General features: G+C 72.5%; 24 protein-coding genes. 18 read left to right on the top strand and 6 right to left on the bottom strand.

The window, feature by feature from the left end; genetic code table 11:
• Window positions 1-8: 8 nt before the first annotated feature.
• Complete coding sequence (locus GTY67_RS14565; RefSeq protein WP_161278983.1) at window positions 9-1,175, bottom strand: betaine/proline/choline family ABC transporter ATP-binding protein; 1,167 nt, start codon at window positions 1,173-1,175, stop codon at window positions 9-11.
• A 141-nt stretch (window positions 1,176-1,316) separates the two neighbouring features.
• On the opposite strand from GTY67_RS14565, the gene GTY67_RS14560 reads away from it, so the two are divergent.
• The 4 genes from GTY67_RS14560 to GTY67_RS14545 all read left to right on the top strand — a co-directional run bounded on the left by GTY67_RS14560 (window position 1,317) and on the right by GTY67_RS14545 (window position 5,162).
• Window positions 1,317-2,117 (top strand): ABC transporter permease, encoded by an 801-nt coding sequence (locus GTY67_RS14560; RefSeq protein WP_161278982.1) that lies wholly within the window; start codon window positions 1,317-1,319, stop codon window positions 2,115-2,117.
• 3 nt (window positions 2,118-2,120) lie between these two features.
• Window positions 2,121-2,795: an ABC transporter permease gene (locus GTY67_RS14555; protein WP_161278981.1), complete on the top strand. Its 675-nt coding sequence runs from the start codon at window positions 2,121-2,123 to the stop codon at window positions 2,793-2,795.
• A gap of 75 nt (window positions 2,796-2,870) precedes the next feature.
• Window positions 2,871-3,842 (top strand): ABC transporter substrate-binding protein, encoded by a 972-nt coding sequence (locus GTY67_RS14550; protein ID WP_093690389.1) that lies wholly within the window; start codon window positions 2,871-2,873, stop codon window positions 3,840-3,842.
• 141 nt (window positions 3,843-3,983) lie between these two features.
• Window positions 3,984-5,162, top strand: a complete 1,179-nt coding sequence (locus GTY67_RS14545) for a hypothetical protein (protein ID WP_202461439.1) — start codon at window positions 3,984-3,986, stop codon at window positions 5,160-5,162.
• A gap of 44 nt (window positions 5,163-5,206) precedes the next feature.
• On the opposite strand, the gene GTY67_RS14540 is transcribed toward GTY67_RS14545, so the two are convergent.
• Window positions 5,207-6,349 (bottom strand): NADH-quinone oxidoreductase subunit D, encoded by a 1,143-nt coding sequence (locus GTY67_RS14540; protein ID WP_161278979.1) that lies wholly within the window; start codon window positions 6,347-6,349, stop codon window positions 5,207-5,209.
• Window positions 6,350-6,388: 39 nt separating this feature from the next.
• A complete protein-coding gene (locus GTY67_RS14535) occupies window positions 6,389-7,423 on the bottom strand; it encodes an SAM-dependent methyltransferase (protein ID WP_161278978.1) in 1,035 nt (344 codons plus the stop codon).
• 95 nt (window positions 7,424-7,518) lie between these two features.
• Here GTY67_RS14535 and GTY67_RS14530 point away from each other — a divergent pair, with 95 nt between their 5' ends.
• The 3 genes from GTY67_RS14530 to GTY67_RS14520 are packed head-to-tail and all read left to right on the top strand — an operon-like array spanning window position 7,519 to window position 10,068.
• Window positions 7,519-8,721 carry a sensor histidine kinase gene (locus tag GTY67_RS14530; protein ID WP_093690397.1) on the top strand — a complete coding sequence of 401 codons (1,203 nt, stop codon included), beginning with the start codon at window positions 7,519-7,521 and terminating at the stop codon, window positions 8,719-8,721.
• A 53-nt stretch (window positions 8,722-8,774) separates the two neighbouring features.
• Complete coding sequence (locus tag GTY67_RS14525) at window positions 8,775-9,449, top strand: response regulator transcription factor (protein ID WP_161278977.1); 675 nt, start codon at window positions 8,775-8,777, stop codon at window positions 9,447-9,449.
• Between the two features lie 10 nt (window positions 9,450-9,459).
• Window positions 9,460-10,068, top strand: coding sequence for an AAA family ATPase (locus tag GTY67_RS14520; protein ID WP_343238676.1), 609 nt, complete (start codon window positions 9,460-9,462; stop codon window positions 10,066-10,068).
• 15 nt (window positions 10,069-10,083) lie between these two features.
• Here GTY67_RS14520 and GTY67_RS14515 read toward each other — a convergent pair whose 3' ends face one another.
• Window positions 10,084-11,196 carry a DUF5937 family protein gene (locus tag GTY67_RS14515; RefSeq protein WP_093690401.1) on the bottom strand — a complete coding sequence of 371 codons (1,113 nt, stop codon included), beginning with the start codon at window positions 11,194-11,196 and terminating at the stop codon, window positions 10,084-10,086.
• Between the two features lie 104 nt (window positions 11,197-11,300).
• Between GTY67_RS14515 and GTY67_RS14510 the strand changes: the two genes are divergently transcribed.
• Entirely contained in the window at window positions 11,301-11,501 is a 201-nt protein-coding gene (locus tag GTY67_RS14510; RefSeq protein ID WP_161278976.1) for a hypothetical protein, read from the top strand.
• Between the two features lie 72 nt (window positions 11,502-11,573).
• On the opposite strand, the gene GTY67_RS14505 is transcribed toward GTY67_RS14510, so the two are convergent.
• Window positions 11,574-12,794 (bottom strand): beta-eliminating lyase-related protein, encoded by a 1,221-nt coding sequence (locus GTY67_RS14505; protein ID WP_161278975.1) that lies wholly within the window; start codon window positions 12,792-12,794, stop codon window positions 11,574-11,576.
• A 169-nt stretch (window positions 12,795-12,963) separates the two neighbouring features.
• On the opposite strand from GTY67_RS14505, the gene GTY67_RS14500 reads away from it, so the two are divergent.
• The 10 genes from GTY67_RS14500 to GTY67_RS14455 all read left to right on the top strand — a co-directional run bounded on the left by GTY67_RS14500 (window position 12,964) and on the right by GTY67_RS14455 (window position 21,334).
• Entirely contained in the window at window positions 12,964-13,914 is a 951-nt protein-coding gene (locus tag GTY67_RS14500; protein WP_093690407.1) for a DUF2520 domain-containing protein, read from the top strand.
• Window positions 13,911-15,014: a pantoate--beta-alanine ligase gene (gene panC, locus GTY67_RS14495; RefSeq protein WP_237502614.1), complete on the top strand. Its 1,104-nt coding sequence runs from the start codon at window positions 13,911-13,913 to the stop codon at window positions 15,012-15,014. Before GTY67_RS14500 ends, panC begins: the two co-directional genes overlap by 4 nt.
• Entirely contained in the window at window positions 15,011-16,705 is a 1,695-nt protein-coding gene (locus GTY67_RS14490) for an L-aspartate oxidase (protein WP_093690411.1), read from the top strand. Before panC ends, GTY67_RS14490 begins: the two co-directional genes overlap by 4 nt.
• A 68-nt stretch (window positions 16,706-16,773) precedes the next feature.
• The gene (gene nadC, locus GTY67_RS14485; protein WP_093690413.1) at window positions 16,774-17,832 is read left to right on the top strand and encodes a carboxylating nicotinate-nucleotide diphosphorylase; all 1,059 of its coding nucleotides are present in this window, start codon (window positions 16,774-16,776) and stop codon (window positions 17,830-17,832) included.
• On the top strand, window positions 17,832-18,629 hold the full coding sequence (locus tag GTY67_RS14480) for a type III pantothenate kinase (protein WP_030564824.1): 798 nt from the start codon (window positions 17,832-17,834) through the stop codon (window positions 18,627-18,629). The genes nadC and GTY67_RS14480 overlap by 1 nt, the downstream gene beginning before the upstream one ends.
• Window positions 18,630-18,791: 162 nt before the next feature.
• Window positions 18,792-19,385 (top strand): hypothetical protein, encoded by a 594-nt coding sequence (locus GTY67_RS14475; RefSeq protein WP_161280085.1) that lies wholly within the window; start codon window positions 18,792-18,794, stop codon window positions 19,383-19,385.
• 95 nt (window positions 19,386-19,480) lie between these two features.
• Window positions 19,481-19,660: a hypothetical protein gene (locus GTY67_RS14470; RefSeq protein WP_093693369.1), complete on the top strand. Its 180-nt coding sequence runs from the start codon at window positions 19,481-19,483 to the stop codon at window positions 19,658-19,660.
• A gap of 110 nt (window positions 19,661-19,770) precedes the next feature.
• Window positions 19,771-20,265, top strand: coding sequence for a BlaI/MecI/CopY family transcriptional regulator (locus GTY67_RS14465; protein ID WP_093693370.1), 495 nt, complete (start codon window positions 19,771-19,773; stop codon window positions 20,263-20,265).
• Between the two features lie 9 nt (window positions 20,266-20,274).
• The gene (locus tag GTY67_RS14460) at window positions 20,275-20,844 is read left to right on the top strand and encodes an amino-acid N-acetyltransferase (protein ID WP_202461436.1); all 570 of its coding nucleotides are present in this window, start codon (window positions 20,275-20,277) and stop codon (window positions 20,842-20,844) included.
• 154 nt (window positions 20,845-20,998) lie between these two features.
• A complete protein-coding gene (locus GTY67_RS14455) occupies window positions 20,999-21,334 on the top strand; it encodes an Lsr2 family protein (RefSeq protein ID WP_003968298.1) in 336 nt (111 codons plus the stop codon).
• Here the strand turns inward: GTY67_RS14455 and GTY67_RS14450 are convergent.
• On the bottom strand, window positions 21,313-21,963 hold the full coding sequence (locus GTY67_RS14450) for an SCO3374 family protein (RefSeq protein ID WP_161278974.1): 651 nt from the start codon (window positions 21,961-21,963) through the stop codon (window positions 21,313-21,315). The two genes, GTY67_RS14455 and GTY67_RS14450, sit on opposite strands and share 22 nt — an antisense overlap.
• Window positions 21,964-22,129 lie beyond the last annotated feature (166 nt).

Raw genomic sequence — 22,129 nt, 5'->3', positions numbered from 1 at the left:
ACCCCCGGCTATGCGGTGGCGACGGTCTCCACCGCCACCTCCGCGCGCGGTACGGCCTGGGCGTCGGCGTCGATCGACCGGCGCAGCGCCTCGTGCAGCCGGGCAGGGGTCAGCACGCCGAGGAAGCGGCCCTCGCTCTCCTTGTCGATGACCGCGATCCAGCCGGCGTCGTGCTGGAGCATCGTGGAGAACGCCTGCTTGAGCGGGGCGCCGAGCGGGAGCCAGGCCTCCATCCGGCGGGCGTGCTCGCGGACGGTGCCCTTCGCGGCGGTGGCCGCCTCGGCGGGGATCCAGCCGTGCAGGTTGTCCCGGCCGTCCAGGACCACGGCCCACCGGGCGCCCTCGGACCGGAGGCGTGCGGTGGCCTCGGCGAGGGAGTCGTCGAGGTGGACGACCGGGGGCTGGTCGAGGTCGCTCTCCTCGATCGGGGTCACCGAGAGCCGCTTGAGCCCGCGGTCGGCGCCGACGAAGTCGGCCACGTACGGGGTGGCGGGGGCGCCGAGGACGGTGGCGGGGGAGTCGAACTGGTCGATGCGGCCCTGCCCGTACACCGCGATCCGGTCGCCGAGGCGGACGGCCTCCTCGATGTCGTGGGTGACGAAGAGGACGGTTTTACGGACCTGGGCCTGGAGTTTCAGGAATTCGTTCTGGAGCCGTTCGCGGACCACCGGGTCGACCGCGCCGAAAGGCTCGTCCATCAGCAGGACGGGCGGGTCGGCGGCCAGGGCGCGGGCCACCCCGACGCGCTGGCGCTGTCCGCCGGAGAGCTGTTCCGGATAGCGGTCGCCGTAGACGGAAGGGTCGAGTCCGACGAGGTCGAGGAGTTCGGCGGCGCGTTCGCGTCCCTTTCCGCGCTTCCAGCCCAGGAGATGGGGGACGGTCGCGGTGTTCTCCAGCACCGTCTTGTGCGGGAAGAGGCCCACCTGCTGGATCACATAGCCGATGCGGCGGCGGAGTTCGACGGGGTCGATGGCGGATATGTCGTCCCCGTCGAGGAATATCGTGCCCTCGGTCGGTTCGATCAGCCGGTTCACCATCTTCATGGTGGTCGTCTTGCCGCATCCGGAAGGTCCGACGAGCGTGACCAGTTCACCCTCGGCGACCTCGAACGAAAGGTCGTCGACGGCGGTGGTGCCGTCCGCGTACCGCTTGGTGACGTGCTCGAAACGGATCATGGTTCCCCATTGTGGAGGGCGTTCTGTGAAGGGCATGTTGCCGGAATGCGACAGCATCCGTGATTGTCAGTGGTCGAGGATAGGCTCGCCAGGCATCAGTTCGACACGGGCGCGACAGGGGAAACGGGAGGTGGGGGCGCGATGGCCGAGGCGAACTGCCTGGCGACGAACGACTGGATCTGCGGCGAGTATCTGCGCTCCCGGAGCCAGGAGCTGATCGACGCCACCGTGCAGCACATCGGGATCACGGTCGTCTCGGTGCTCATCGGGCTCGCGGTCGCCTTTCCGCTGGCGCTGCTCGCCCGCCGGGGCCGCGGCTTCGCCGGACCGGTGCTCGGGCTGACCACGGTCCTCTACACCGTGCCCTCGCTGGCGATGTTCTCGCTGCTGCTGCCCCTGTTCGGGCTCTCCGCCGCGCTCGTCGTCACGGGCCTGGTGCTCTATTCGCTCACCATCCTCGTACGGAACATCCTGGCCGGCCTCGAAGCCGTCCCCGAGGAGGCCAAGGAGGCCGCCCGGGGCATGGGATACGGGCCGTGGCGGCTGCTGTGGGAGGTGGAGCTCCCACTGGCGCTGCCCGCGCTGATGGCGGGGCTGCGCATAGCCACCGTGTCGACGGTCGCGCTGACCACGGTCGGCTCGCTCGTCGGCAAGGGCGGCCTCGGCAATCTCATCGAGGACGCGCTGCCGAGCTTCTTCAAGGCCCAGGTGCTCGCCGCCTCCGTCCTGTGCGTGCTGCTCGCGGTCACGGCCGACCTGCTGCTCCTCGGCCTCCAGCGGCTGCTGACGCCCTGGACGCGTATATCCGCCAAGGCGGGGGATACGCGTACGGGTGCGGGCGGCGGTGACGGTTCCGGCGGCCCGGGCGGTGCCACGGAAGGTTCCGGCGGCTCCGGCGGTCCGGCGGGCATACCCGCCCCGGCGAAGGTGGAGGCGGGCTGACCCGTGGGAGTCATCGGCGATGCCTGGACCTGGCTGACCACCGGGGCCAACTGGTCGGGCGACGGCGGAGCCGCGCACCGGCTCGGCGAGCATCTGTACGTCAGCGGGGTCGCCCTCGCGGTGGCCTGCGCCATCGCCCTGCCGCTCGCCCTCTACCTGGGGCACCTGGGCAAGGGCGGCGCGCTCGCGGTCAACGTCTCCAACGTGGGGCGGGCCGTCCCGGTCTTCGCGGTGCTGGCCCTCTTCATGGTCACGCCCCTGCGCAACTCGGGGTACTGGCCCACGATCATCGCGCTGGTGCTGTTCGCCGTACCCCCGCTGCTGACCAACGCCTATGTGGGCATGCGGGAGGTGGACCGGTCCGTGGTGGAGGCCGCCCGGGGCATGGGGATGTCCGGCGGGCAGCTCTTCGTCCGGGTGGAGCTGCCGCTCGCCTACCCGATGATCATGACCGGGCTGCGCTCCGCCGCCGTCCAGGTCGTGGCCACCGCCTCGATCGCCGCCATGGTCGGTCTCGGCGGCCTCGGCCGGATCATCACCGCCGGGTTCAACACCTACGACACCGCACAGGTCTTCGCGGGCGCGATCCTCGTCGCCGGCCTGGCCCTGCTGGTGGAGGGGGTGCTGGTGGCGCTGGACCGGATGCTGTCACCGCTGCGCCGCCGCCGGACCGCGTGACGGGGCCCGGCGGCTCATCAACTTCCTTTTTGGTCACCTTTGGTCACCCTTTTTCGGTTCGGACGGAGAACAGACATGAGCAGGACCTCGCGGATAGCCGGAGCGGTCATCGGCATCGTGGCGCTGACAGGGTCGCTGGCGGCCTGCGGCGGCGACAGCCTGGAGAAGGAGAAGGGCGGCGGCTCGGGCTCCTCGGGCGACAGCAAGAAGGGCTCGCTCGTCGTCGGCTCGGCCTCGTTCACCGAGTCGAAGGTGCTCGCCGAGCTGTACGCACAGATCCTGGGCGACGCCGGGTACGACACCTCGATCACCACGGTGAAGAACCGTGAGCTGTACGAGCCCTCGCTGGAGAAGGGCGAGATCGACGTCGTACCCGAATACGCGGCCACGATCACCGAATTCCTCAACGCCAAGGTGAACGGGGCGGAGAAGGCCCAGGCCAACCCCCTCGCCTCCGGGGACGCCGCCGCCACGGTCGCCGCCCTGGAGAAGCTCGCCACCCCGCTCGGGCTCAAGGTGCTCCCGGCCGGGAAGGCCGTCGACCAGAACGCCTTCGCGGTCTCCAAGGAATTCGCCGAGAAGAACAAGCTCACGACCCTTTCCGATCTCGGAAAGTCGAAGCTCAAGGTGAAGATCGCGGCGGGCGACGAGTGCGAGGTGCGGCCCTTCTGCGCACCCGGTCTGAAGAAGACGTACGGCATCGACGTCACGGGTATCGACCCCAAGGGCGTCGGCACCCCGCAGTCCAAGCAGGCCGTCCGCGACGGCAAGGTCGAGCTGGTCCTGACGACCACCACGGACGCGGTGCTGGACGGGCTGGTCTTCCTGGAGGACGACAAGAAGCTCCAGAACGCCGACAACGTCCTGCCGGTCCTCAATGCCAAGGACGCGGGCGCACCGGAGATCGCCGAGGCGCTCGGAAAGCTCACCGACACGCTGACCACGGAAGATCTCGCCGAGCTGAACCGCAAGGTCGACGCCGAGCGCGCGAAGCCGACCGATGTGGCGAAGGAGTATCTGGAGTCGAAGGGCCTGATCGAGAAGTAAGGCCCGATCAAGAAGCAAGGGCCGGTCAGGGAGAGTTCTCGATCAAGAAGTAGGGGGCCTCGGGGGGCCGTCAGGTAACCGGCCGGGAAAGATTGCCGGGCGGCCCCCCAAGTGGCGCGTACACACGGTAAATTTCAGGCCATGCCACGTGGACGCCACCGCCATTCGCCACCCCTTCACAGAATCCTGCCGCCCTCCGTGGTGGCGGGAGTGTCGGTCGTCGGTGCTTCCGGCGCCTGGTTCCTCGCCGAACCCCTCGCCCTGCGCGGCCTGGTGGCCGCCGTGGCCGCCGCCGCCCTGACCGGCGCGTATCTGATGCGCAGCTGGGACCGGGCGGCGGGGCTGCGGGTCGCCGAGCTGGAGCGGGCCCGCACCCGGGACGAGTGGCGGGCCGAGGAGCGGATAGCCGAGCTGGAGCAGGATCTGGAGGAGTCGCGCGAGCTGCGCACCCGTCTGGAGACCAAGCTCCGCCGCAAGCGGGTGGAGCTCGCCGGACTGCGCGGCGAGCACGCGGGCCTGCTGCGCCGGTACGCCAACGCCGAGACCGAGCGGGCCAGTGCGCTGGAGGGCCGCAGGCAGCTCGCCATCGAGGCCGCCGCCACGCCCGCCGAGCTGCCCACCGGACGGTCGACGCCCACCCCGGACGCCTACCGCCGCGCGGACGAGGCCCTGCTCAACCTCACCCGTAACGCCGCACTCCAGAAGGCCCGCCGCGCCGAGGCCGCCGAGCGGAGCGCGGAGCAAGGTGCGGAGGGGGAAGGCCCGCAGGGGAAGGACGCGGTGGCCACCGGGGCGGGTGAGCACCACCAGCACGCCCAGCACCGCCGCCCGTCGACCACCCCGCCAGCCCCGGCCGCGCTCCCCCCGGCCTCCGCCGCTCCGGCTCCGGAGCCCCAGGCCCCCGCCGCTCAGGCTCCGGCCACGTCGGCCCCGGCTCCCGCCGCTCCGGCCCCGGTCGCCCCGGCCGCGCAGGTCCAGCCCCTGGCCCTCGGCGCCCGGCCCCAGGCCTCCAACGTGCCTGTGCACGTGCCGCGTACGGTCCCCGCCGCCTCGGCCGTCGTGCCGTACGCCGCGGCCCGCCGCCATCTCGCCCCCCAGGGCAGCTTCGACTTCTTCGGCACCCAGAACGCCCAGAAGGCGAACGCCGCGATCGAGTCCGTGCAGAACGAGGACCTCGCGGACGTCGTCGGCGAGGAGGCGCTCGCCGCCCACCGCACGGGAGCCGTGCAGAACCGGGCCGTGGGCAAGGTCATCGACCTCACCGCGCACGACGAGACCGAGCAGATCGACGTGGCGGAGCTGCGCGGCGCGGTCTCCTGAGCCCGGAGGAGCGCGCCGCCTCCTGAGCTCGGAGAAGCGGGCCGCTACTTGTCGATGTCCCCGACCACGAAGAAGAGCGACCCCAGGATCGCCACCATGTCGGAGACCAGCGTCCCCGGCAGCAGCTCGGTGAGCGCCTGGATGTTGTTGAAGGAGGCGGAGCGCAGCTTCAGCCGGTACGGGGTCTTCTCGCCCTTGGAGACCAGGTAGTAGCCGTTGAGGCCGAGCGGGTTCTCCGTCCAGGCGTACGTGTGGCCCTCGGGCGCCTTCAGCACCTTGGGCAGCCGCTGGTTGACCGGCCCCGGCTCCAGCCCGGCCATCCGGTCCAGGCACGCGTCCGCCAGGTCAAGGGAGTTGAGGGTCTGCTCCAGCAGGCACTCGAAGCGGGCCAGGCAGTCGCCCTCGGTCCGGGTGACCACCTTCAAGGTGTCCTGGAGCTCCCCGTACGCGAGGTACGGCTCGTCGCGCCGCAGGTCGAAGTCGACGCCGGAGGCGCGCGCGATCGGCCCCGACACCCCGTACGCGTGCACGGCTTCGGCGGAGAGCACGCCGACACCGCGCGTACGGGCCCGGAAGATCTCGTTGCCGAGGACCAGGTTCTCGTACACGCCCATCCGGGAGCGGACCGAGGCGACGGCGTCCCGGACCCGGCCCGACCAGCCCGCCGGTACGTCCTCCTTGAGCCCGCCGACCCGGTTGAACATGTAGTGCATCCGGCCGCCGGAGACCTCCTCCATCACCGCCTGGAGCTCCTCGCGCTCCCGGAAGGCGTGGAACACCGGGGTGATGCCGCCCAGTTCGAGGGGGTAGGAGCCGAGGAACATCAGGTGGTTGAGGACCCGGTTCAGCTCGGCGAGCAGCGTACGCGTCCAGACCGCGCGCTCGGGCACCTCCATGCCGAGCATGCGCTCCACGGCCATCACGACGCCCAGCTCGTTCGAGAACGCGGAGAGCCAGTCGTGGCGGTTGGCCAGCATGATGATCTGCCGGTAGTCGCGCGCCTCGAAGAGCTTCTCCGCGCCCCGGTGCATATAGCCGATGACCGGCTCGGCGTGCTGGACGCGTTCGCCGTCCAGGACGATCCGGAGCCGGAGCACCCCGTGCGTGGAGGGGTGCTGCGGGCCGATGTTCAGCACCATGTCGGTGCTCTCCGCCGCGCCGCCGATGCCGATGGTCGTCTCCGTCATGGGGGCCAGTATTCCCTGACCGCCGCCGTGCCAGGGCGGTTACCCGCGCTCCGGCGGCCGCCCGTGCACTGCCCGAGGGTCACCCGTGCACCGCCCCGCCGCCCCCACCCGGTGCAGCAGCCACCCGAAGTCGCCGAGCCCGCCGCGCGCGGTCAGCTCCGCCGCCTCGCCCGCCGAGGACAGGGCCCGTACGTACGCGGCCGGATCGGAGGCGGCCAGACTCAGCGGCGGCCGCTCCCCGGAGACCCCCAGCCGCCCGAGCGCCGCCCGCTGGTCGGTGAGCTCCGCCGTCCCCTGGTCCACCGCCGCCGCGCACGCGTCCAGCGCCACATGCGCGGTCAGGTCGCACGACCCGTCCGGCACCGGCCGCACCTCCCGCCCGCCCCGGAACCCGGTCAGCGTCCCGAAGGGCGGCCGCCCGCCCCGTACATGCGCGTAGTCCACCGCCACCGCCACCCCGGCCGCCAGCGAACCCACCGCCCGCGCCCACGCCTCATCCCGGGGCCGTCCGATCTCCGCCCGCTCACCGGGCGAGGCCGGCGGCCACCACCGCTCCAGCCACGCGGCATCGGCCCCGGCCACCGGAGCGCCCAGCCGCTCGGCACCGTCCGAGGACCGCACCTCCACGTACCGGGCGACGCCGTCCCCGTCCACCTCCGCCACGTCCACCGGCACGTTGTCCAGCCACTCGTTGGCGAAGAGCAGGCCGGTGACGCCGGGGGGCGGCTCGGCGCACCAGACGACGCGGGGGTCAAGACCTGCCGGGCGGGCGGCGACCTCCACCCCGTACGGGATCACCTCCAGCCCCTCCGGGACGGCGGCGAGCACCCCGGCCAGCAGCTCGCCGCGCCCGGCCCCCACGTCCACCAGGGCGACCGTGCCGACGCCCAGCTCCTCGGCGGTCCGGGCCAGCAGCCCGGCGACCGCCCGCGCGAACAGGGGCGATGCGTGGACCGACGTACGGAAGTGGCCCGCCGGCCCCTCCGGGCTCCGGACCGGGCTCCGGTAGAAGCCCTCGTCCCCGTAGAGGGCGGCCTGTGCCGCCTCTCGCCACCCGCGCCACTCCTCCGTCATGTGGGCCAGTCTCCACCTTGGGGAGTACGGTCCCCGGATCTGGATCGACCCTCCGGTTGACCCGGGCACCTATCCACTGTCCTTACGCTGGCTACGTGCAGCGCCTCTACGATTTTCTCCGCAGACACCCGACGGGCGTCGACGTCTTCTGGGCGGTCGTCCTCCTCGGGCTCTCCGGCATGTCGATGGCGTCGGGCATGTACGACGCCGGGCGGGAGGAGATCCTCTCGATTCCGGTTGCGCTCGGCCTCTCCACCGTGGTGGCGCTGCGCCGACGCGTCCCCGAGAAGATGCTGCTGCTCGCCATCGCGGTGGGCGTCTGCCAGTTGCTCTTCGACGTCCGGCCGGGCATCGGGAACTTCGCGATGCTGGTGATCACCTTCACGGTGGCCACGATCGGGGAGCGCTGGGCCTCCCGGCTCGCCCTGGTGTGCAGCCTGACGGCGGCCACCCTGTCGCAGGTGCGCTGGGAGTCCGAGCCGGGCGGTTCCTGGCCCCAGCAGGTCTTCGTGACGGTGATCATGACGGTGCCGTTCGTGCTGGCCTGGGTGATGGGCGACTCGCTGCGGACCCGGCGGGCCTACTTCAGCCAGCTGGAGGAGCGCGCCGCCCGGCTGGAGCGGGAGCGCGAGGCCCAGTCCAAGGTGGCGGTGGCCGCCGAGCGGGCCCGGATCGCCCGGGAGCTGCACGATGTCGTCGCGCACAACGTGTCCGTGATGGTGGTTCAGGCCGACGGCGCGGCGTACGTGATGGACGCGGCGCCCGACCAGGCCCGCCAGGCGCTGGAGACGATCTCCTCCACCGGTCGGCAGGCGCTGGCCGAGATGCGGCGGCTGCTGGGGGTGCTGCGGACCGGTGACACGCGGGAGAGCGGGGAGTACGTCCCGCAGCCCGACGTGGAGCAGATCGAGGACCTGGTCGACCAGGTGCGCCGGACCGGTCTGGCGGTGGACTTCAAGGTGGAGGGCACCGCCCGCCCGCTGCCGAGCGGCGTGGAGCTGACCGCGTACCGCATCGTGCAGGAAGCCCTCACCAACACCCGCAAGCACGGCGGCCCCGACGCCGGGGCCAGCGTCCGGCTGGTCTACTTCGACGACGGCCTCGGCCTGCTGGTCGAGGACGACGGGCGGGGCGCGGCGCACGAGCTGTACGAGGACGGCGGCGCGGACGGCGCCGGGCACGGGATGATCGGGATGCGGGAGCGGGTCGGCATGGTCGGCGGCACCCTGGACGCCGGGCCCCGGCCCGGCGGCGGCTTCCGGATCAGCGCGCTGCTGCCGCTGAAACCGGCCGACTGACGCCCCCTGAAGCACTCCCTTACCACCCATACAGGACAGACAGGACAGACCCCATGGCCATCCGCGTGATGCTCGTCGACGACCAGGTGCTGCTGCGTACGGGCTTCCGGATGGTCCTGGCCGCCCAGCCCGACATGGAGGTGGTGGCCGAGGCCGGAGACGGCGCCGAGGCGATCGAGATCCTGCGGGCCACGGCGGTCGACGTGGTCCTGATGGACGTCCGCATGCCCCGCCTGGACGGCGTGGAGGCGACCCGCCGCATCTGCGCCCAGCCGGACCCGCCGAAGGTGCTGATCCTGACGACGTTCGACCTGGACGAGTACGCCTTCTCCGGGCTCAAGGCGGGCGCCAGCGGCTTCATGCTCAAGGACGTGCCCCCGGCCGAGCTGCTCTCCGCGATCCGCTCGGTGCACAGCGGCGACGCGGTCGTCGCCCCGTCCACCACCCGCCGCCTCCTCGACCGCTTCTCGCCGATGCTGCCCAGCAGCGAGAAGGAGCCGAAGAACAAGCACATCCAGAAGCTCACCGAACGCGAGCGCGAAGTGATGCTCCTGGTCGCCCAGGGCCTCTCGAACGGCGAGATCGCCACCCGCCTCGTCCTCTCCGAGGCCACGGTCAAGACCCACGTCGGCCGCATCCTGACCAAGCTGAGCCTGCGCGACCGCGTCCAGGTCGTCGTCCTCGCCTACGAGACGGGGCTGGTGCGGGCTGGCGGGGGAGCGGGCTGAGGGGGTCGGCGTGGGGACGCTGCTGTGGATCAACGGTCCGTTCGGGGGCGGCAAGACGCAGACCGCGTACGAGATCCGGCGACGGCTGCCGGGCAGCGTGATCTGCGACCCGGAGCACATCGGCTTCGGCCTGCACCGGACCCTGCCGCCCCACCTGCGCGGTGACTTCCAGGACCTGGCCTCCTGGCGTGCCGGGGTCCGCGAAGTGCTCGGGCTGGCCCTGGCGGGCCACCCCGGCCCGGTGATCGTGCCGATGACGCTGGTCGATCCCGGCTATTTCGCCGAGATCGTCGGAGGCCTGCGCGAGGACGGCCACACCGTCCACCACAGCGCCCTGCTCGCCGACCGGGCCACCGTCCTGCGGCGGCTGCGGGAGCGGGGCCTGGGGCGTGGACTGAAGCGGGAGAGCTTTGCCGTGCGGCGTCTGGACGACTGCCTGGAGCGGCTGGCCCGGCCGGAGTTCGCCCGCCATGTGCGTACGGACGAGGTGACCGTGGCTCAGGTGGCGGACCTGGTCGCGGAAGCGGCGGGCCTGACGCTCAGGCCGAACACCGACGGCCGGCTGCGCCACCGGCTGCGGCGGACCTGGACGGGCCTGCGCCACATCCGCTTCGACTGACGCCCGAGCCGTCGGCTACCGCAGCACACCCTCCAGGAAGTCGCTGCCGATGCGGGCGACGACCGTCAGGTCCAGCTGGTGCAGTACGTAGCGGCCGCGGCGGCGGGTCGTGATCAGGCCCGCCTTCTTGAGCACCGACAGATGCCGGGAGACCTCGGGTGCGGTGATCCGGTGGGAGTCGGCCAGTTCGCCGGTGGTGTACGCCGCGCGGGCCAGGTTGCGGCACAGGCGCATCCGCATCGGGTGGGCCAGGGCCTCCATCCGGAGCTGGACCAGCTCCACGGAGGCGGGGGCCGGCAGGTCGGGCAGACGGACCGGGTACTGGATCACCGGCCGCCACCCCGGGGCGTACAGCACCATCAGATGCGGCCAGCCGAAGCTGCTGGGCAGCAGGGTCAGGCCGGTGCCGACGTCCGGGTCGACGGCGGTGGTCCGGGCCTCGGCCAGCTTGTCGACGGAGAGCCTGCCCGCCTCCTCGTCCAGGGTCAGGGCGGCGGAGACCGCGCCCATCGCCTCCTGGACGCCCTTGCGCCGCAGCACCTCCGTCTTGTGCCGGGCGTCGGCGACCAGCTGGACGGAGACCCGGCGCCAGGTGTCCGCGAAGAACGCCTGGTCGCAGTCCTCGAAGAGCCGCCGGATCCAGCCGCGTACGCGGACGGGGTCGGCCAGCAGCCGCTCGGTGAACTTCACCTGCCGTGGCCCGCGCGCCGCCGCCATGTCCAGGGCTCGGGCCCGCATCGCGGCGTTCGTCAGGGGGGAGGGGTTGCCCGGCTCCACCAGCCCGGCGCAGGTGAACTCCAGCGCCGAGGTGACGAACCGTTCGTCGTCGATCCGGTCCAGGATGTCCAGGTCCTCGGCGAGGCTCGCCCCGGGCCTGCCGTCGCCGCCGCGCACCCCGGCGTACGGCAGGAAGATGTCGGAGAAGGTGTGGCGCCAGAGGAACTCCGCCTCCAGCAGCCGGTCGGCGAGATCGGGCTCCAGCGCGGCCGAGGTCGCGGTGGCCCAGCCGTGCACGCCGGGGTGGTGGCCGGGCTCGGAGAGCGCGTGCAGTGCGTCCCCCAGCTCGGTGAGCGGGGAGACCGCGAAAACGATGCGGTCGGAGGGCAGGCCGGCGATGTCTATGTTCACGCTCACGTGTCCCATGGTGCGGGTACGCGGGCGAGGCGTCGCCCCATTTGACGGCGGCCGTCAATCAACGCGCGGACCTGCGGTGACGGGCGGACGCTGGATGCATGGACGCCATCCAGCAGCACATGCTCGACACCTACCGCGCGGCCCGGCTGGGCGAACCCGCCCCGCCTCCGCCGGGCCGCCACGACCGCAGAACGTTGCGCGACCTGTACCACCACTGGCTGACGCACCCGCCGACGGCACATCAGCCCGTCCGCGGCCGCTCCAGCCCGTCCGACCAATCCAGCCCGTCCGGCGCTTGAGGGCGGAAAGCCTGAGGACGGAACCCTGAGGACGGAACCCTGAGGACGGGGTCCGGTGACTCGACAAGGCCCCTACTTCAGCAAGCCCACGAACACCCCCACCGCCTCCCGCACATCCTCCGCCGACCACTCCAGCCCGGCCCCGGCCACCGTCACCTCGGTCACCGACACCCCCGGCGGCAGCCCGGCCGCCCCGGAACCCCACCGCCGGAACAGCGTCACCCCCGTCTCCTCCGCCTGCCGCAACGACGCCTCGTCCAGCACCTCGGCCCCGTACGGCAGCCAGACCTGGAACTGGTGCGTGTGCGGCGGCTCCGGATGGACCCGGAACCACGGCACCCCCGCCGCCGCGAACCCCTCCGCCATCGCCGACGCCACCACCTTCGCGTGGGCCACGTACGACGGCAGCCGTGGCAGCTCCTTCTCCAGGCCGAGCAGGGCGGAGAGCGCCGCCGGGTACTGCTGGAAGACCTGGCCCCCGTACCGGTGGCGCCACACCCGCGCCTCCTCCACCAGCGCGTCCGGGCCCGCCAGCACCGCCCCCGACAGCCCGTCCAGCGACTTGTAGAAGGACACGTACACGCTGTCCGCGAGCGCCGCGATCTCCTGAAGGTCACGCGCGAAGTGTTCGGTGCACTCCCAGAGCCGCGCCCCGTCCAGGTGCACCACCGCGTCCCGCTCCCGGGCCGCGGCCACGACCGCCTCCAGCTCGTCCCACGTGGGCAGTACGAAACCGGCGTCCCGCAACGGCAGCTCCAGCATCAGCGTGCCGAACGGCTCCGGGTGGTCCCGCACCTCCTCCGCGCTCGGCATCCGGGCCGCCGACGTCAGGTGCACCGTCCGCAGCCCGCTCACCGCCCCGAGCGACCCCTCCTCGTGCAGCTCCGGGTGGGCCAGGGGGTGCAGTGCCACCGTCGCGTTGCCCGTACGCCCCGCCCAGCACCGCAGCGCGACCTGCTGGGCCATGGTGCCGGTCGGGAAGAACGCCGCCGCCTCCGTCCCCAGCAGCCCGGCCACCCGCCGCTCCAGGTCCGCGACGACCCCGCCGCCGTACACATCCACCGCGTCGTCCGGATCGTGTACGAAACCGGAACCGGCCCCCGAACCGAGACCGGCCCCGACCTCGGAAGCGGAACCGGCTCCAGTGCCGGAACCGGCCCCCACCCCGGCCATCAGCGCCGCGAGCCCCTCGCCCACCGTGCGGTCCGTGGACCGGCGCGCCAGCATCCGGTGCGACCCCCGCCAGGCGGCCAGTCGGCGCCGCCGCTGCTCCTGCTCATCCATGGCTGTCATGGGACGATCATCCCCCGGACCACTGACGGCACGCCCCTGCGATTCCCGCCCGCTCCGCAGAGTTATCCACAGGCTGTGGGCGGTGGGCGGGCTTCGTCGAAACGCTGGCGTAGCATGCAGAGAAATCGTCCGGTACCCCCCGCGGACTGGAACGGAAGGCCATCGCCGCGTGAATACGACAGTTCCGAAGGAACCCCTCGACGCGAGGGACCGCCCCGCCCGCCTCACCGTCGGCGTCGTGGGAGCGGGCCGCGTCGGTCCCGCACTCGCCGCCGCGCTCCAGCTCGCCGGTCACCGACCGGTGGCCGTCTCGGGCGTCTCCGACGCCTCCCGGCGCCGCGCGGCCGCCCTGCTCCCCGACGTCCCCGTGGTGACGCCCGCCGAGGTGCTCGCCCGCGCCGAGCTGGTGCTGCTCACCGTCCCCGACGACGCGCTCCCGGGCCTGGTCGAGGGGCTCGCCGAGACCGGTGCCGTACGGCCGGGACAGCTCCTCGTCCACACTTCCGGGCGGTACGGAGCCCGGGTCCTGGACCCCGCGCTGCGGGCCGGGGCCCTGCCGCTCGCGCTGCACCCGGCGATGACGTTCACCGGCTCGTCCGTCGACGTCCAGCGGCTCGCGGGCTGCTCGTTCGGGGTCACCGCCCCCGAGGAGCTGCGGCTGGCCGCCGAGGCGCTGGTCATCGAGATGGGCGGCGAGCCGGAGTGGATCGCCGAGGAGTCCCGCCCGCTCTACCACGCGGCCCTCGCCCTGGGCGCGAACCACCTGGTCACCCTGGTCGCCGAGTCGATGGAGCTGCTGGCCAAGGCCGGGGTCACCGCCCCGGACCGGATGCTCGGCCCGCTCCTGGGCGCCGCCCTGGACAACGCCCTGCGCTCCGGCGACGCCGCGCTGACCGGCCCGGTGGCCCGGGGCGACGCGGGCACGGTCGCCGCCCACGTCGGCGAGCTGCGCGCGCACGCCCCCCAGATGGTCGGGGGCTATCTCGCGATGGCCCGCGCCACGGCCGACCGGGCGCTGGCCCACGGCCTGCTCAAGCCGGAGCTGGCGGAGGACCTGCTCGTCGCCCTGGCCGACCAGGAGAGCCGCCCGGGCGGCCCGGGGCCGGGGGAGACCCGATGACCACCAGCAGCCGTACGGGAAACACCGGCCCCGCGGGCCCCCAGGGCACCGCCCCCCAGGGCCCCACGGCCCCCGAGGGCGCAACCTCTCAAGGAACCCCCGCCCTCCTCCGCACCGCCGCCGAGCTGGACGCCCTCCCCCGCCCCGCCGGGGCCGAGCGGGCCGTCGTCATGACCATGGGCGCCCTCCACGAGGGCCACGCCACCCTGATCCGCGCCGCCCGCGCGGCCGCGGGGCCGGACGGCCAGGTCGTGGTCACCGTCTTCGTGAACCCGCTCCAGTTCGGTGAGGCGGCCGACCTCGACCGCTACCCGCGCACCCTGGACGCCGACCTGGCCACCGCCGCGGCCGCCGGCGCCGACGCCGTCTTCGCCCCCGGTGTGGACGAGGTCTACCCCGGCGGCGAGCCCCAGGTGAGGATCACCGCGGGCCCCATGGGCGAGCGGCTCGAAGGCGCTTCCCGCCCCGGCCACTTCGACGGCATGCTCACCGTCGTCGCCAAGCTCCTCCACCTGACCCGCCCCGACGAGGCGTTCTACGGGCAGAAGGACGCCCAGCAGCTCGCCCTGATCCGCCGCATGGTCCGCGACCTGAACTTCGGCGTCCAGATCACCGGCGTCCCCACCGTCCGCGACCCCGACGGCCTCGCGCTCTCCAGCCGCAACCGGTTCCTGTCCCCGCAGGAGCGGCACACCGCCCTCGCCCTGCCCCGCGCCCTGTTCGCTGCCCAGGACCGGCTCGCCGCCCAGCAGGCCCTGCACGAGCGGGCCAAGGCCACCGCCCCCGGCGGCGACCGGGCCGCCGGGCTCAACAAGCTCGGCGAGGCCCGCGCCGCCGCCGACGCCCAGGCCGTCGCGCTGGCCCGGCCCAACGGGGCGCCCGCCGCCGTACGGGCCACCGCACGCGCGATCCTGGAAGAGGCCGCCACCCGGGGCAGGCACCCGCTCGTCCTGGACTATCTCGCCCTGGTCGACCCGGCGGACTTCACCGAGATCCCCGACGACCGCGAGAGCGGGGAGGCGATCCTCGCCGTCGCCGCCCGGGTCGGGGACACCCGCCTCATCGACAACATCCCCCTCACCTTCGGAGCCCTGACGTGACCGGAATACGGCTGACCGCCCCCGCCCCCGGCTGGGCCATCGACGCGGACGTCGTGGTGGTCGGCTCCGGGGTCGCCGGTCTCACCACGGCCCTGCGCTGCGCGGCCGCCGGCCTGGACACCGTGGTCGTCACCAAGGCGCGCCTCGACGACGGATCGACCCGCTGGGCCCAGGGCGGCATCGCCGCGGCGCTCGGCGAGGGCGACACCCCCGAGCAGCACCTCGACGACACCCTGGTCGCGGGCGCGGGCCTCTGCGACGAGGAGGCCGTACGGACCCTGGTCACCGAGGGCCCCGACGCCGTACGCCGTCTGATCACCACCGGCGCCCTCTTCGACACCACCGACAGCGGCGACATAGCGCTGACCCGCGAGGGCGGCCACCACCGCCGCCGCATCGCCCACGCGGGCGGCGACGCGACCGGCGCCGAGATCTCCCGGGCCCTGGTCGAAGCGGTCCGCGAGGCCGCCCTGCACACCATCGAGAACGCGCTCGTCCTGGACCTGCTCACCGACGCCGAAGGCCGTACGGCGGGGGTCTCGCTGCACGTCATGGGCGAGGGCCAGCACGACGGCGTCGGCGCGGTCCGGGCCCCCTCGGTCGTCCTCGCCACCGGCGGCATGGGCCAGGTCTTCTCCGCCACCACCAACCCGTCGGTCTCCACCGGCGACGGCGTGGCGCTGGCGCTGCGGGCCGGGGCGGAGGTGTCGGACCTGGAGTTCGTCCAGTTCCACCCGACCGTCCTCTTCCTGGGCGCCGACTCCGAGGGCCAGCAGCCGCTGGTCTCCGAGGCGGTACGGGGTGAGGGCGCCCATCTCGTCGACGCGACCGGCACCCGCTTCATGCTGGGGCAGCACGAGCTGGCCGAGCTGGCCCCGCGCGACATCGTCGCCAAGGCCATCACCCGCCAGATGCACGAGCACGGCACCGAGCACATGTATCTCGACGCCCGGCACTTCGGCGCCCAGATGTGGGAGCAGCGCTTCCCCACCATCCTGGCCGCCTGCCGCGCCCACGGCATCGACCCGGTCACCGAACCCATCCCGGTCGCCCCGGCCGCGCACTACGCCTCCGGCGGCATCCGCACCGACCTGCGCGGCCGTACGACCGTCCCCGGCCTGTACGCCTGCGGCGAGGTCGCCTGTACGGGGGTGCACGGCGCGAACCGGCTGGCGTCGAACTCCCTCCTGGAAGGCCTGGTCTTCGCCGAGCGCATCGCCGCCGACATCGCCGAGGCCCGCCCGCCCCGCACCGAACCGGCCGAGGCCGCGAGCGAGGGCGGCGACGCCCCCGTCCCGCTGCTCGCCCCCGAGACCCGTACGGCGATCCAGCGCATCATGACCCGGGGCGCCGGAGTCCTCCGCTCCGCCGCGTCCCTGGCCGCCGCCGCCGAGGAGCTGGAGGCCCTGCACCGCAGCGCCGCCGCCGACGCGGACGCCGCCGACCCGAAGGACGCGGTCCCCGGGGTCGACGCCTGGGAGGTCACCAACCTGCTGCTGGTCTCCCGGGTCCTGGTCGCCGCCGCCCGGGAGCGCGAGGAGACCCGCGGCTGCCACTGGCGCGAGGACCGGCCCGACCGCGACGACGCGCACTGGCGCCGCCACCTGGTCGTCCGTATCGCCCCCGACCGCACCCCGGTCGTCCACCGTACGGAGACCGCCGCATTCCCGCCCGTACGCCCGGCGGATTGAGCAGACTGCACAGAGCAGCGGCGCGAGCCGCACCCGCACCACCCGCCACGCCCCGAGGAGCCGCAACCGTGTCCACCCCCGAAGAGAATCCGCGCCCCACACCTGTGGACGTACCGCTGATCCGGGTCGGCGCGCCCGCACCTTCCGCGCCCGCCGAGGGCTGCGGCGACGACTGCGGCTGCGGTGACGGCTTCGACCCCGACGCCCTGGAGTGCGGCCTGGACCCCGCGCTCGCCCTGCTCCTGGCCGAGGCGGGTCTCGACCCCGTCCAGGTCGAGGACGTCGCCCATGTGGCGATCGAGGAGGACCTCGACGGCGGGGTGGACGTCACGACCGTGGCGACCGTCCCCGAGGACGCCGTGATCACCGGTGACTTCACCGCCCGGGAGGCCGGGGTCGTGGCCGGGCTCCGGGTCGCCGAGGCGGTCCTGTCGATCGTCTGCACCGAGGAGTTCGAGGTGGAGCGGCACGTCGAGGACGGCGAGCGCGTCGCCCCCGGCCAGAAGCTGCTCACCGTCACCACCCGCACCCGCGACCTGCTGACCGGCGAGCGCAGCGCGCTGAACCTGCTCTGCCGCCTCTCCGGCATCGCGACGGCCACCCGCGCCTGGGCGGACGTGCTGGAGGGCTCCAAGGCCCAGGTCCGCGACACCCGCAAGACGACGGCGGGCCTGCGCGCGCTGGAGAAGTACGCCGTACGGTGCGGGGGCGGCGTCAACCACCGGATGTCGCTCTCCGACGCGGCCCTGGTCAAGGACAACCACGTGATCGCGGCCGGCGGCGTGGCCGAGGCGTTCAAACGGGTCCGCGCCGAGTTCCCCGACCTGCCCATCGAGGTGGAGGTCGACACGCTGGAGCAGGTCCGCGAGGTGCTGGACGCGGGCGTCGACCTGATCCTGCTGGACAACTTCACCCCGGGCGAGACCGCCGAGGCGGTGGCGCTGGTCGACGGCCGCGCGATCCTCGAATCCTCCGGCCGCCTCACCCTCGACTCGGCCCGCGCCTACGCCGACGCGGGCGTGGACTACCTGGCCGTCGGGGCGCTCACCCACTCCTCGCCGATCCTCGACATCGGCCTGGACTTCCGCGACGCGGCCGCCTCCGACACCGACGGGGCCGACGCCTGATGCTGCTCACCATCGACGTCGGCAACACGCACACGGTCCTCGGCCTCTTCGACGGCGAGGAGATCGTGGAGCACTGGCGGATCTCCACGGACGCCCGCCGCACCGCCGACGAGCTGGCGGTCCTGCTCCAGGGCCTGATGGGCATGCACCCGCTGCTCGGCATGGAGCTGGGCGACGGCATCGAGGGCATCGCGATCTGCGCGACCGTCCCCTCGGTCCTGCACGAGCTGCGCGAGGTCACCCGCCGCTACTACGGCGACGTGCCCGCCGTCCTGGTGGAGCCCGGCGTCAAGACCGGCGTCCCGGTCCTGATGGACAACCCCAAGGAGGTCGGCGCGGACCGCATCATCAACGCGGTCGCCGCCGTCGAGTTGTACGGGGGCCCGGCGATCGTCGTCGACTTCGGCACCGCCACCACCTTCGACGCGGTCTCCGCACGCGGGGAGTACGCGGGCGGGGTCATCGCCCCCGGCATCGAGATCTCCGTCGAGGCGCTCGGCGTCAAGGGCGCCCAGCTCCGCAAGATCGAGTTGGCCCGGCCGCGCAGCGTGATCGGCAAGAACACCGTGGAGGCCATGCAGTCCGGCATCGTCTACGGCTTCGCGGGCCAGGTCGACGGGGTGGTGGCCCGGATGAAGAAGGAGCTGACCGCCGACCCGGACGACGTCACGGTCATCGCGACCGGTGGCCTTGCTCCGATGGTGTTGGGGGAGTCCTCCGTCATCGACGAGCACGAGCCGTGGCTGACGCTCATCGGGCTGCGCCTGGTCTACGAGCGGAACGTGTCCCGCTCGTAGCCGGTCCGGCCGCCCGGCGCGGCGTACCTGGGGGAAACGCCTCCCGGCGGGGCCCGGGCCACCGTTCGCGGACGCCGCGCCACCGACGACCAGTTAAACGGATTTTGTCCATTTAGCACGTATTGTCGCGTTATGCCCACGCCCTACGGTTCACGAGGCGGCATGGCGTTCAGCGCGGACGAGCTGCGGGTGCTCCGACGTGCCCTCGCCATCGCCCTCCACCCCATGCCCCTGTCCGACGAGGATGTCCAGGACTGCCTGCGGCTCGCGGGCTCCGTGGACGAGGCGGTCGGGGAGGCGGGCCGGCTGCGAGCATTCCTCCTGGCCGACCTCGCCCGCTACCGCGCCGCCCTCCCCGGCTCCGTCACCGGCTATCTGGAGCTGCTCCAGGACGCCCTGGCGGCCGGTTACGACCCCCGCCCCGACGATCTGGCGGCCCTGCGCGCGCTGCGCGGGAAGCCGCTGGCGGCGGCCCTCCTGGAGCGCTGCCAGATCCTCGCCGAACGTTCTGTACGGGCCCGGCTCGCCGGCCGCTCCGCCGCCGCATCGGCCCCCGGCCCCCGCAGCCGGCTGCTGGCCCTGCCCGGCGGCCGGGCGGCCGACCGGGAGCCGGACCGCCCCAAGGCCCCGGCCGCCCCCGCCCCGGGCCGCACCCCGGCCCCCGGCACCCGCCCGGCGCCCAAGCCGTCCGAGGTCTTCCCGCCCCGTCGCCGCCCCACCCCGCCCCCCTCGGAGGAGGAGCGCGCCGCGGGCTGATCCTGGTCCGCACCGCACGCCCCGGACGCGGCGCTCTCCCGAAGACACGGGAGGGCGCCGCGTCCCGTCGTACGGGGCTCGCTACTCTGGACGGCATGGACTACGTATCCGCGCTCGTGCCCCCCGTGGTGATGGCCATCTTCTTCATCGGCCTGGTCGTGACGATCGTCAAGAGCCAGGGCGGTCCGAACAAGGCCAAGGAGGACGAGGCCGTGGACGCGGCGATCGCCCGCGCGGAATCCGTAAAGCAGACCGCTCGTCCGGAGAACGCCTGACCGCACGGTCCGTCCCGCACCCCCTGGAGCGCACGGCTCATGAGAGCCGTGCGCTCTTTTGGCTCTGTAAATAACCAGCCATTCGGGACATGTGGCACTAAAGTGATCCCGTGCCCCGCCAATTGGGAGAGCTGGAAGACGCCGTGATGACACGCGTCTGGCAATGGAACCGTCCGGTCACCGTGCGGGAAGTCCTTGAGGACCTCCAGCAGGAACGGTCCATCGCCTACACGACGGTGATGACGGTAATGGACAATCTCCATCAGAAGGGCTGGGTCCGCAGGGAAGTGGACGGCCGGGCATATCGATATACGGCCGTCTCCACCAGGGCCGCCTACTCGGCCGCACTGATGAACGAAGCCTGGTCGCGCAGTGACAACCCGGCCGCCGCCCTTGTCGCGTTCTTCGGGATGATGTCGCCTGAGCAGCGCGAAGCACTTCAGGACGCTGTTCGCATGGTTTCCCCGAACCCGGTGGACAACTCCGCGGACAATCCGGCAGGCGGCCCGGCGGACAATCCGGAGGGCAACCCGCCGGAACGGACCGCGGGGGCCCCCGAAGTCGACGCCCCGGCCGATGGCACGGGGTCCGAGAGCGGGCGATAGCGTCGGGGCATGTCCTCAGAGCAGCCGCAAACCGAACCGGATACCGACTTTCATACCGACCCGTCGGTAAATAAGCCCGCCATCACCGTCCGCCGGGCGAGGACGAGTGATGTGTCATCCGTACGTCGGCTCCTCGACGGCTACGTGTCCGGCGGCATCCTCCTCGACAAAGCCACCGTCACCCTTTACGAGGACATCCAGGAGTTCTGGGTCGCGGAACGCGACGAGGATGCCCGGGTCGTCGGCTGCGGCGCTCTCCATGTGATGTGGGAAGACCTCGCGGAAGTCCGGACTCTCGCCGTCGACCCCCGGATCAGGGGGGCGGGCGTGGGCCATCACGTACTGGAGAAGCTTCTCCAGACCGCCCGCTGGCTCGGGGTGCGCAGGGTTTTCTGCCTCACCTTCGAAGTGGACTTCTTCGCGAAGCACGGGTTCGTCGAGATCGGAGAGACTCCGGTCGACACCGATGTCTACAGTGAGCTGCTGCGTTCCTACGACGAGGGTGTCGCCGAGTTCCTCGGTCTCGAACGGGTGAAGCCGAACACCTTGGGCAACAGCCGGATGCTTCTGCACCTGTGATGCGCGGATGGTGTGTGCAAGCCCTGCATCCCTATGTCCGAATCGCGCACGTTTCCCGTGTTCTCGCGCTCCTGAACCTCTCCCGGGGGTTTGTGTTTTCCCGAGAAAAGCGGTTTCCTTTCCGCGTACTCCATTTTCGATGAAAGGAAATCCCGTGGCACAGAAGGTTCAGGTCCTTCTTGTCGATGACCTCGACGGTGTCGAGGCGGACGAGACCGTGACGTTCGCGCTTGACGGCAAGACGTACGAGATCGACCTCACCACGGCCAATGCGGACAAGCTTCGCGGTCTTCTCGAGCCCTACACCAAGGGTGGCCGCCGCACCGGTGGCCGCGCCGCCACGGGCCGTGGCAAGGGCCGCGCTGTGGCCGGTGGCAACAAGGACACCGCGGAAATCCGCCGGTGGGCGCGGGAGAACGGCCACAACGTGAATGACCGCGGCCGCGTTCCCGCCGAGATCCGTGAGGCTTACGAGAAGGCCAACGGCTGATCTGCCGGACTGCTGTTACGCAGCCCGGCCCGGGCATGCGACAACCGGACCCGATGGCATTCCGTCGCCGCGGCGTCCACCAGGCGTACGAGATCGGGGGCATCCCCACCGCTGCTCCCGAAGCCCGTGAATGCGGGAAGCGCCGTTCCGGGTGTTCGCCTCGGCTCAGGGGGCCGCAGCCAGACAGCGGCCCCCGGCGAGCCCGCACCACCCACCCAGGGGGACGGAGCCGTGACGCGGCCCCCCGTCCCCAAGGCGGTCAGATCGAGAGCGATCGGACCCCACTCCAGCCAGTCCAGCAGCCCCGGCAGCTCATCGGCGCCGCCGGCGGCGACCAGCAGCCCTATCCGTCCGCCGCTCAGCAGCACAGGACCGGTCCGCACGGGGCGGCGCAGCAGGGCGTGACCGGCCTCGGCGGGAAGCTCCAGCACGTCGAAGCCGACCCCGGTGAGCAGTCGCACCGGAGCGCGCCCCTCGGTCGCCCAGCCGAGCTCCCGCTCGTACCACCGGGCGAGAGCGGTGGGACCCGGAGCGGCGGGAGCGGAGAGACCCGGAGCGACGGGACCCGGCCCCGCACGGCCGGGACCGGCGTCGGGTGACGATCGGGGCGGCGGAACGATGAAGGCCATGTCTGATGAACCGCTGAACCGACGGCGAAGTTACGCAGGGTTCCCGGGCGATCACGTTGTGTCCGGCTTTCAGGGGCGCGCGGGAGCGTGAGGCAGCGCAAGGTTGTTCGCCCGTAGCGGAGGGAACCGGGGCGCGCCGCATGGACTGTCAGTGATTGCGGGTAAG

The sequence above is a fragment of the Streptomyces sp. SID8374 genome (genome assembly GCF_009865135.1).
Taxonomy (GTDB): Bacteria; Actinomycetota; Actinomycetes; order Streptomycetales; family Streptomycetaceae; genus Streptomyces.
The sequence above is the reverse complement of the archived record's forward strand: the minus strand, read 5'-3'. Positions and strand labels throughout refer to the sequence as shown.

Excerpts from the sequence above, each read along its gene's own strand:
- GTY67_RS14565 (WP_161278983.1), bottom strand. The coding sequence starts at position 1,175 with ATGATCCGTTTCGAGCACGTCACCAAGCGGTACGCGGACGGCACCACC.
- GTY67_RS14560 (WP_161278982.1), top strand. The coding sequence starts at position 1,317 with ATGGCCGAGGCGAACTGCCTGGCGACGAACGACTGGATCTGCGGCGAG.
- GTY67_RS14550 (WP_093690389.1), top strand. The coding sequence starts at position 2,871 with ATGAGCAGGACCTCGCGGATAGCCGGAGCGGTCATCGGCATCGTGGCG.
- GTY67_RS14545 (WP_202461439.1), top strand. The coding sequence starts at position 3,984 with ATGCCACGTGGACGCCACCGCCATTCGCCACCCCTTCACAGAATCCTG.
- GTY67_RS14540 (WP_161278979.1), bottom strand. The coding sequence starts at position 6,349 with ATGACGGAGACGACCATCGGCATCGGCGGCGCGGCGGAGAGCACCGAC.
- GTY67_RS14535 (WP_161278978.1), bottom strand. The coding sequence starts at position 7,423 with ATGACGGAGGAGTGGCGCGGGTGGCGAGAGGCGGCACAGGCCGCCCTC.
- GTY67_RS14525 (WP_161278977.1), top strand. The coding sequence starts at position 8,775 with ATGGCCATCCGCGTGATGCTCGTCGACGACCAGGTGCTGCTGCGTACG.
- GTY67_RS14510 (WP_161278976.1), top strand. The coding sequence starts at position 11,301 with ATGGACGCCATCCAGCAGCACATGCTCGACACCTACCGCGCGGCCCGG.
- GTY67_RS14505 (WP_161278975.1), bottom strand. The coding sequence starts at position 12,794 with ATGACAGCCATGGATGAGCAGGAGCAGCGGCGGCGCCGACTGGCCGCC.
- panC (WP_237502614.1), top strand. The coding sequence starts at position 13,911 with ATGACCACCAGCAGCCGTACGGGAAACACCGGCCCCGCGGGCCCCCAG.
- GTY67_RS14480 (WP_030564824.1), top strand. The coding sequence starts at position 17,832 with ATGCTGCTCACCATCGACGTCGGCAACACGCACACGGTCCTCGGCCTC.
- GTY67_RS14475 (WP_161280085.1), top strand. The coding sequence starts at position 18,792 with ATGGCGTTCAGCGCGGACGAGCTGCGGGTGCTCCGACGTGCCCTCGCC.
- GTY67_RS14470 (WP_093693369.1), top strand. The coding sequence starts at position 19,481 with ATGGACTACGTATCCGCGCTCGTGCCCCCCGTGGTGATGGCCATCTTC.
- GTY67_RS14460 (WP_202461436.1), top strand. The coding sequence starts at position 20,275 with ATGTCCTCAGAGCAGCCGCAAACCGAACCGGATACCGACTTTCATACC.
- GTY67_RS14450 (WP_161278974.1), bottom strand. The coding sequence starts at position 21,963 with ATGGCCTTCATCGTTCCGCCGCCCCGATCGTCACCCGACGCCGGTCCC.